Source organism: Thiocapsa sp. (assembly GCF_035467215.1).
In the GTDB taxonomy this organism is placed as follows: domain Bacteria; phylum Pseudomonadota; class Gammaproteobacteria; order Chromatiales; family Chromatiaceae; genus Thiocapsa.
Window position 1 is genome coordinate 21,132 of sequence record NZ_DATITZ010000353.1, and the last position, 6,729, is coordinate 27,860.

8 protein-coding genes and 1 pseudogene are annotated in these 6,729 nt (G+C 64.4%); 2 read left to right on the forward strand and 7 right to left on the reverse strand.

From position 1 onward, the window contains the following. Positions 1 to 32 precede the first annotated feature (32 nt). Entirely contained in the window at positions 33 to 506 is a 474-nt protein-coding gene (locus VLR48_RS19115; protein WP_325293305.1) for a DUF971 domain-containing protein, read from the forward strand. After that, positions 503 to 1,663: a PQQ-dependent sugar dehydrogenase gene (locus VLR48_RS19120; protein ID WP_325293306.1), complete on the forward strand. Its 1,161-nt coding sequence runs from the start codon at positions 503 to 505 to the stop codon at positions 1,661 to 1,663. Before VLR48_RS19115 ends, VLR48_RS19120 begins: the two co-directional genes overlap by 4 nt. A 200-nt stretch (positions 1,664 to 1,863) precedes the next feature. Here VLR48_RS19120 and VLR48_RS19125 read toward each other — a convergent pair whose 3' ends face one another. The 7 genes and pseudogenes from VLR48_RS19125 to VLR48_RS19155 all read right to left on the reverse strand — a co-directional run bounded on the left by VLR48_RS19125 (position 1,864) and on the right by VLR48_RS19155 (position 6,468). Then, a complete protein-coding gene (locus tag VLR48_RS19125; RefSeq protein ID WP_325293312.1) occupies positions 1,864 to 3,087 on the reverse strand; it encodes an argininosuccinate synthase in 1,224 nt (407 codons plus the stop codon). A 111-nt stretch (positions 3,088 to 3,198) separates the two neighbouring features. Next, a pseudogene (locus VLR48_RS19130) lies at positions 3,199 to 3,780 on the reverse strand (ERCC4 domain-containing protein); the annotation flags it as partial. A gap of 78 nt (positions 3,781 to 3,858) precedes the next feature. Continuing rightward, positions 3,859 to 4,305 (reverse strand): hypothetical protein, encoded by a 447-nt coding sequence (locus VLR48_RS19135; RefSeq protein WP_325293307.1) that lies wholly within the window; start codon positions 4,303 to 4,305, stop codon positions 3,859 to 3,861. 104 nt (positions 4,306 to 4,409) lie between these two features. Further along, positions 4,410 to 4,601, reverse strand: a complete 192-nt coding sequence (locus VLR48_RS19140; protein WP_325293308.1) for a hypothetical protein — start codon at positions 4,599 to 4,601, stop codon at positions 4,410 to 4,412. Next, a complete protein-coding gene (locus VLR48_RS19145) occupies positions 4,571 to 5,017 on the reverse strand; it encodes a hypothetical protein (RefSeq protein ID WP_325293309.1) in 447 nt (148 codons plus the stop codon). The genes VLR48_RS19140 and VLR48_RS19145 overlap by 31 nt, the downstream gene beginning before the upstream one ends. Positions 5,018 to 5,668: 651 nt before the next feature. Then, entirely contained in the window at positions 5,669 to 6,193 is a 525-nt protein-coding gene (locus VLR48_RS19150) for a GNAT family N-acetyltransferase (protein ID WP_325293310.1), read from the reverse strand. Further along, positions 6,178 to 6,468 carry a DUF1778 domain-containing protein gene (locus VLR48_RS19155; RefSeq protein ID WP_325293311.1) on the reverse strand — a complete coding sequence of 97 codons (291 nt, stop codon included), beginning with the start codon at positions 6,466 to 6,468 and terminating at the stop codon, positions 6,178 to 6,180. The genes VLR48_RS19150 and VLR48_RS19155 overlap by 16 nt, the downstream gene beginning before the upstream one ends. Between the last annotated feature and the right edge of the window lie 261 nt (positions 6,469 to 6,729).

A 6,729-nucleotide genomic window follows, 5' to 3' on the forward strand; every position in this document is an offset into this window, starting at 1 on the left:
GCCGACCCATTGCCGGATTCGAGGAGTTGACTATGCAAGAGCGCGCCCGACCGACCGAAATCAACCTGCATCAGAAGTCACGGATCCTGGAGGTGGCCTTCGACGACGGGGCACGCTTCAGACTGCCGTGCGAGTACCTGCGGGTCTATTCGCCGTCCGCCGAGGTCCGCGGCCATTCGCCGAGCACCGCGAAGCTCCAGGTCAAAAAGGAAGAGGTCAACATCACCGACCTGCAGCAGGTCGGCAGCTATGCGGTGAAGATCTTCTTCGACGACGGCCACAAGTCCGGCCTCTACGACTGGGAATACCTCTATAAGCTGGGGCGGGCCTGGCAGCCGTTTTGGTTCGATTATCTGGAGAAGATCGGCTCGGCCGGCTACAAGCGCACGGCACCGGACCCCTTCGAGACCATGAAGGCGCGCGGCGAGGCGCCGTCCGAGCTGCCTGATCGCACAGCGGCGAGCCCGACCGAGACCACCGGGAGCACCGAGGAGGTGACCCCATGATCCGCCCGGTCCTGCTCGGGGCCCTCGGCTTGCTTTGGCTCCCGCTCGCCCATTGCGCACCGGTCGAAGGTCCGGTCAAACCTACCGCCGATGTGCCCGAGGCGAAGGGGTGGAGCACCGAGGTGGTGGTGGAGGGTCTGGAGCATCCTTGGTCCATCGCCTGGCTCCCGGACGGATCGGCGCTGATCACCGAGCGTCCTGGACGTCTGCGAATCCTGCGCGACGGTGCCCTGGTGCCCGAGCCTGTCGCCGGTCTGCCTGCGGTTTTGTCTCACGGCCAAGGCGGTCTTCTGGATGTCGCCCTGCATCCGAATTTCGAGCGCAACCAACTGGTCTATCTCACCTTCGCGACCGGGACCCCGGAGGCCAATCGGACCGCGCTCGCACGCGGACGGCTCGACGGCGACCGGCTTCGGGATGTCGATGTGATTTTCACGAACGCCGACGTCAAGAGCGGCGGACAGCACTTCGGCTCGCGTCTGCTTTGGCTGCCGGACAAGAGCCTGCTGATGAGTATCGGCGACGGCGGCAACCCGCCGACCTCCTTTGCAGGCCGCAACATCCGCGACCAGGCACAACGCCTAGAGACGCACTTCGGCAAGGTGCTGAGACTCACGGAAGACGGGCGTCCGCACCCGGACAACCCCTTCGTCGACCGAAAGGGTGCGCGCCCCGAGATCTACAGCTACGGCCACCGCAACATCCAGGGCCTAGCACTCGATCCCGCGAGCGGACGCGTCTGGGCCAACGAGCACGGTTCACGCGGCGGGGACGAGCTCAATCTGATCGAGACCGGTAAGAACTACGGCTGGCCCGAGGTGACCTACAGCATGGAGTACCGCGGGCCGCGCGTCTCCGACGAGAGCAGTCGCCCCGGGGTGGTCGACCCGCTGATCAACTGGACACCCTCCAAGGGCCCGAGCGGACTGGTGCTCTACAGCGGCGACCGCTATTCCGGCTGGCAGGGCAACCTCTTCAGCGGCTCGCTGGTCTTCGGCCAGGTACGGCGCATCGTCTTGGACGGCGCGAAGGTCGTCGACGAGGAAAAGCTCACCATCGGCAATCGCGTGAGAGACGTCCGGCAGGGGCAGGACGGTTATCTCTATGTGCTGATCGACTCCGGAGAGGGATCTCTACTGCGCATTGTGCCCCGCTGAAGCGCGTCCCGGGTGCCTCTTCTATCTCGGCTGGATGTGCGAGCCTCTACGCATCCAAACAACTCATCGCCGGACGCGCTTCAGGATTTTAAAGTGCTTCTCCCGAAACGCTTTTTTATCCTAAACCGCGTCTGGCAAACGCAATGGACGGCGACAAGGCCGGGATTGCCCCCGGCCAGGCAGGTCACCTCGGACGCGGTTTAGGGGCGGTTTTTGCGCCCTGCCACCCTCAACCGCAACGCATTCAACCGAATAAACCCGGTCGCATCCTTCTGATCGTAGGCCCCCGCATCCTCTTCGAAGGTCGCGATCGAGGCGTCGAACAGGCTGTTGGTCTCGGACTTGCGCCCGACCACCATCACGTTGCCCTTGTAGAGTCGCAGGCGCACGACGCCGTTCACCACCCCCTGGGTCGCGTCGATCGCGGCCTGAAGCATCAGCCGTTCGGGCGCGAACCAGTAGCCGTTGTAGACGAGGCTCGCATAGCGCGGCATCAGCTCGTCCTTTAGGTGCGCGGCCTCGCGGTCCAGCGTCAGGGATTCCATCGCGCGATGGGCCTTGAGCAGGATGGTGCCGCCGGGGGTCTCGTAGCAGCCGCGCGACTTCATGCCGACATAGCGGTTCTCGACGATGTCGCTGCGCCCGATGCCGTTGGCCCCGCCGATGCGGTTGAGCTCGGCTAAGACCTCGGCCGGGGACATGCGTTGGCCGTCGATGCCGACACAATCGCCGTGCTCGAACATCAGCTCGATGACGGTCGCCTGATCCGGTGCATCCTCCGGCGCGACGCTCCAGCGCCACATGTCCGCACCCGGCTCGACCCAGGGATCCTCCAGATCGTAGCCTTCGTAGGAGATGTGCAGCAGGTTGGCGTCCATCGAGTAGGGCGACTTGGTGCCGTCGCGCTTCATCTCGACCGCGATCCGGCGGCTCGCCGCATAGTCCATCAGCTTCTCGCGCGAGAGCAGATCCCATTCGCGCCAGGGTGCGATGATCTTGATGTCCGGGTTGAGCGCATAGGCGGTCAGCTCGAAGCGGACCTGGTCGTTGCCCTTGCCGGTCGCGCCGTGCGAGATGGCGTCGGCACCCGTCTCGGCGGCGATCTCGATCAGCCGCTTGCCGATCAAGGGCCGCGCGATCGAGGTCCCGAGCAGATACTCGCCCTCGTAGATGGCATTGGCGCGGAACATGGGGAAGACGAAATCGCGCACGAACTCCTCGCGCAGATCGTCGATATAGATCTCCTTCACCCCCGCTGCAGTGGCCTTGGCGCGAGCCGGCTCGAGCTCCTCGCCCTGGCCGATGTCGGCCGTGAAGGTCACGACCTCGCAGCCGTACTCCTCCTGCAGCCACTTGAGGATGACCGAGGTATCCAGACCACCGGAGTAGGCCAACACCACCTTCTTGATTGCGCCTTGCGCCATCGTTTTGCTCCAACTCGGAAAAGTCGCTGAGTATATACCGGCCGGGATTTCCCGCACCGCCCAACGGATCGTCTCGGCGACCGCATCGCCGATGCCGGGCACTTCGGTCAATGCCCGGGCATCCGCCGCGATCACGGCCTCGATGCTGCCGAAGTGCTCGATCAGTCGTTTCGCCCGCTCGGGTCCGATCCGCGGCAGCCCTTGCAGGATATGGCTCTGGAGACGCGCCTTCCCGCGTGGCCGCTTGCCGTGTCGCGGGAGTGCACCCCTGGCGAATGAACGTTGCTGACGTGCGGCGAAGAGCATCAGCCGGGCGGATTCATCCGGATCCCGAGCGCGTAGCAGCGGCAGACCGAAGAACAACGTCAGTGTCACGAGCGCGCCCTGGATCGCCTCGCGCCTCATGCGGCTCTCGGTCAGATCCTTCGCGGTCCCTTCAAGGATCAGCGCACCGCGCGGCCCGGCACTCGCCAGACGTTCGGCCTGTGCGAAGAGACGCCCGTCCTTGATCGAGGCCGCGAGATCCATCAGCGTCTTGCGCTCGAAGAGGAGGCTGTCGTCGATCAGGTAGTCGCCGACCGTAAGGCGCTCGACCTGGATTCGGAATTCCGGGTGACGACGCAAGGCCGCGAGGACCGGACTCGATACCTCGCGATCGTCCACACGCATCGAGAACGCCTGATTCGGATCCATCGCGTCGTGCCTCCATCCGGGGATTGCGTTGCCGATGGGCGATGCCGAATCGGCGTTCCACTCAGATCCGAGCTTCGCCTATCCGAACAATCGATTCCACCAACGCCGCCGGTTCTTCGGCGGGGGACGCGTGCTCGGCAGGTCAACCGGCGGAATCAGGCTCATGACCCAGCCGGGCAGGGGAGGGGCGTCGCTGAAACCGCACACCACGCCCAGATTGTTCGGATCATAGATCTTGACGAAGGTCGGTGCGCGCGGATCGTCGGCATAGACGATGCCGCAATAGTCCTCGCGATGCTCGGCGCGCAGCAGCCGGTCGATCTCCGCGATGAAGGTCCTGACACCGGCCGCATCCGTCGCCGCAGTCGGCGGCGGCTCGCCGACCGCGTAGAGATACCAGCCCGCATCCGCACGTTCATCGATCCGCGCCCAGAGATCGTCGAGCTGATGCCAGCGCAACGCGGAGGTGAAGCTGCCGCGAAAGGCGCGCAGATAAGGGTCCTCTGTAATGTCCAATCGGCTCATGCTCGTCTCGGTTCGTGATCGGCGCGCTCGTCGTTCGCGCCCGTGCGGAGTGGCCAAAGGTTCACGGGGTCATCGAGCCATACTTTAACCTGCTCGCCGTCAGGTCAGCACCAGTCGCCCGACTTGCCCCGATTCTCCCCGTCGTCCGTGGCTGCGGTGCGGGGTGAAAGAACCACCGACTGCGGGGTCGGGTCGAGCAGGGTCACGCCGCGGCGTCGCATGATCCGAAGGGTCATCCAGACGGCCGCGACCAGGAAGAGCCCGATCAGCGCCCACTTGAGGTCGTGCAGGTCCATGCCGCGAGCAGGGTCCAACCCAAGCCGTCGATCACGACCCCGATCGTCAGGTAGTAGGCGAAGATGGGAACGCCGAAGGCGGGAAAGACGACGAAGCTGATCAGATACACCCACGGCGGGATATGCTCCACTCGAACGAGGGGCAGCTCCGTCCGGTCCGCGAGCGGGACTTCCGGGCCCGCCGGGAGAGTCCACCAGAGAGCAGCGAGCAGAAGGACGGCGAGCACCGCGACAAGGAGTCGACGCGCGCCCAAGGCGTGTCGGCGGCCGGCGCGGGACGATGCGGTGATCAGTTGCGGACACATCGGCAACAAGTTGATGGCATGATCGCTGCGATCTCGATCGTCAACCGCGGCGCCTTGGCGACCCGGAACATCGCCGACTTCCGGGCGATCCCCGAGTAGGTGGTGTCTCATGGCAACAACATCCCTGAGCCTAGTGCGCGCTATCGCCCGCTACAGGGTCCGGACCCGGGGCAACAAGCAACGCGATATCTATCTTTCAGCCATCGGCCGGCTCTCTTGGCTTGCGGAGAATCCAAGTCTCGGGAAGCCACGTCCGGAGGTCGGTAACCGATACTGCAGCTACCCGGAGCGCCCCTAGACCACTGGACATACCACCGGACCCTGCCATCGGCGCGCCAGTTCCCGACCCTACTGATGAGGGAGGGCTGGCTTCCGTGACCATGGGCCGGCTATTGAGGCACCGCGACACGAAAGGGGCGGCAACAGATAGGCCAAACCTAACGTCGCGGGACGCCTGCTCTCTATTCTACCCGCGCCCCATGAGCCCGCGCCCCCACCGATGTCTGGGCGCTGGAGTCCGTCGCGGATCTCGTCGCGGATCTTCATCGGCAAGGGGTTCGGCTCGCGGTCAGCGTCGTCTTCAACCAGGTCGGCGACGAAGCCCTCGCACCCTTCGCCGCCGCAATCGCTGACCTGGGCCTCGATCTTTTTCCCGATGCCATCCCGCGCGACGACGCCTGGCCGGCGCTCTTCAGCGGCGGGGAGCTACCGTGCGTCGTTGCGCCTCTTGTCGGACGCCTGACGGGTGCCGGGCTGATGGTCTTACGCCGGCGAGGTCGGATCTGTAAGACTGGCCCGTAAGTCGCCGAGTGTGATCATAAGGGTCATGGGATCCAGCGGCGAGAGGTCAAATCCAAGGCGCTGGTAGAACGCCTTGGCGGACTCGTCGATGGCATGCACGAGCAGGCCGCGAATGCCGATGGAGTCCGCGGCGCCGAGCACGCGGCGCCCGGCGTCCTGCATGAGGGCCCGGCCCAGACCCAACCCGTGATATGGACGGCCTACGGCCAAGCGGGCAAGCACGACGACTGGGATGGGGTCGGGCATGTTGCGCCGCAACCGGCCGGTCGCAAGCTCGGATGCCACTGCACTCGATGCCAAGGCGTAGAAGGCAACGACCCGGCGTCCCTCGCAGACGACGAAGGTTCGCGAGGCCCCGCTTGCCTGATTGCGCAACGCCCGTTGCTTGAGCCAGGTATCGAGCATCTCGCGGCCACACATGAAGTCGGCGCAGTCATGCAGATCGGTCAGTGGCTCCGGTGCTCCGACCGTCAAGGTTTTTCCCAAGGCGGCACGGTCTGCATGGTCTTGCAGAGTCGTTCGTTGGGATGAGGCGGCGCATCGAGCCGGGCCTGGAAGGCTGCAAAGGCATCGCTGTCGACGCGCAACAGGGCCCGGTCGAGCAGGGTCTCCTCTGCCGCCCGGCGGGTGGCGTCGAGAATAAACTCGGTGCGATTCTTCCCCGTCGCATGGGCGGCGCGATCGATCAGATCACGCTCCTCGGCCTTGATGCGCAGGTTGAGAGTCTGGCGTTTGGTGAACCGTTCGTGAATCGTGGGCATGGCGGTGTCTCCCGTATAGTGGTCGATACTAGCACGTACGTAATGACGGCGTCATCACAGCGTCGAAGGTCATGGGGTCGAATGGCGCTAAATTAATCCCAAATAATTGAAATTTAAGGTTATACTCGGCGAATGCGAGATTTTCGGCATTTTCACTCGCCGATAATCGCGAAGTTCTCGGTCAACAACGAGCGCATCTGATCACGATACAGATGCGAATTCTCGAAGAAGCCTTCGCAAGCGCTCCGAAAATCGCCGAAC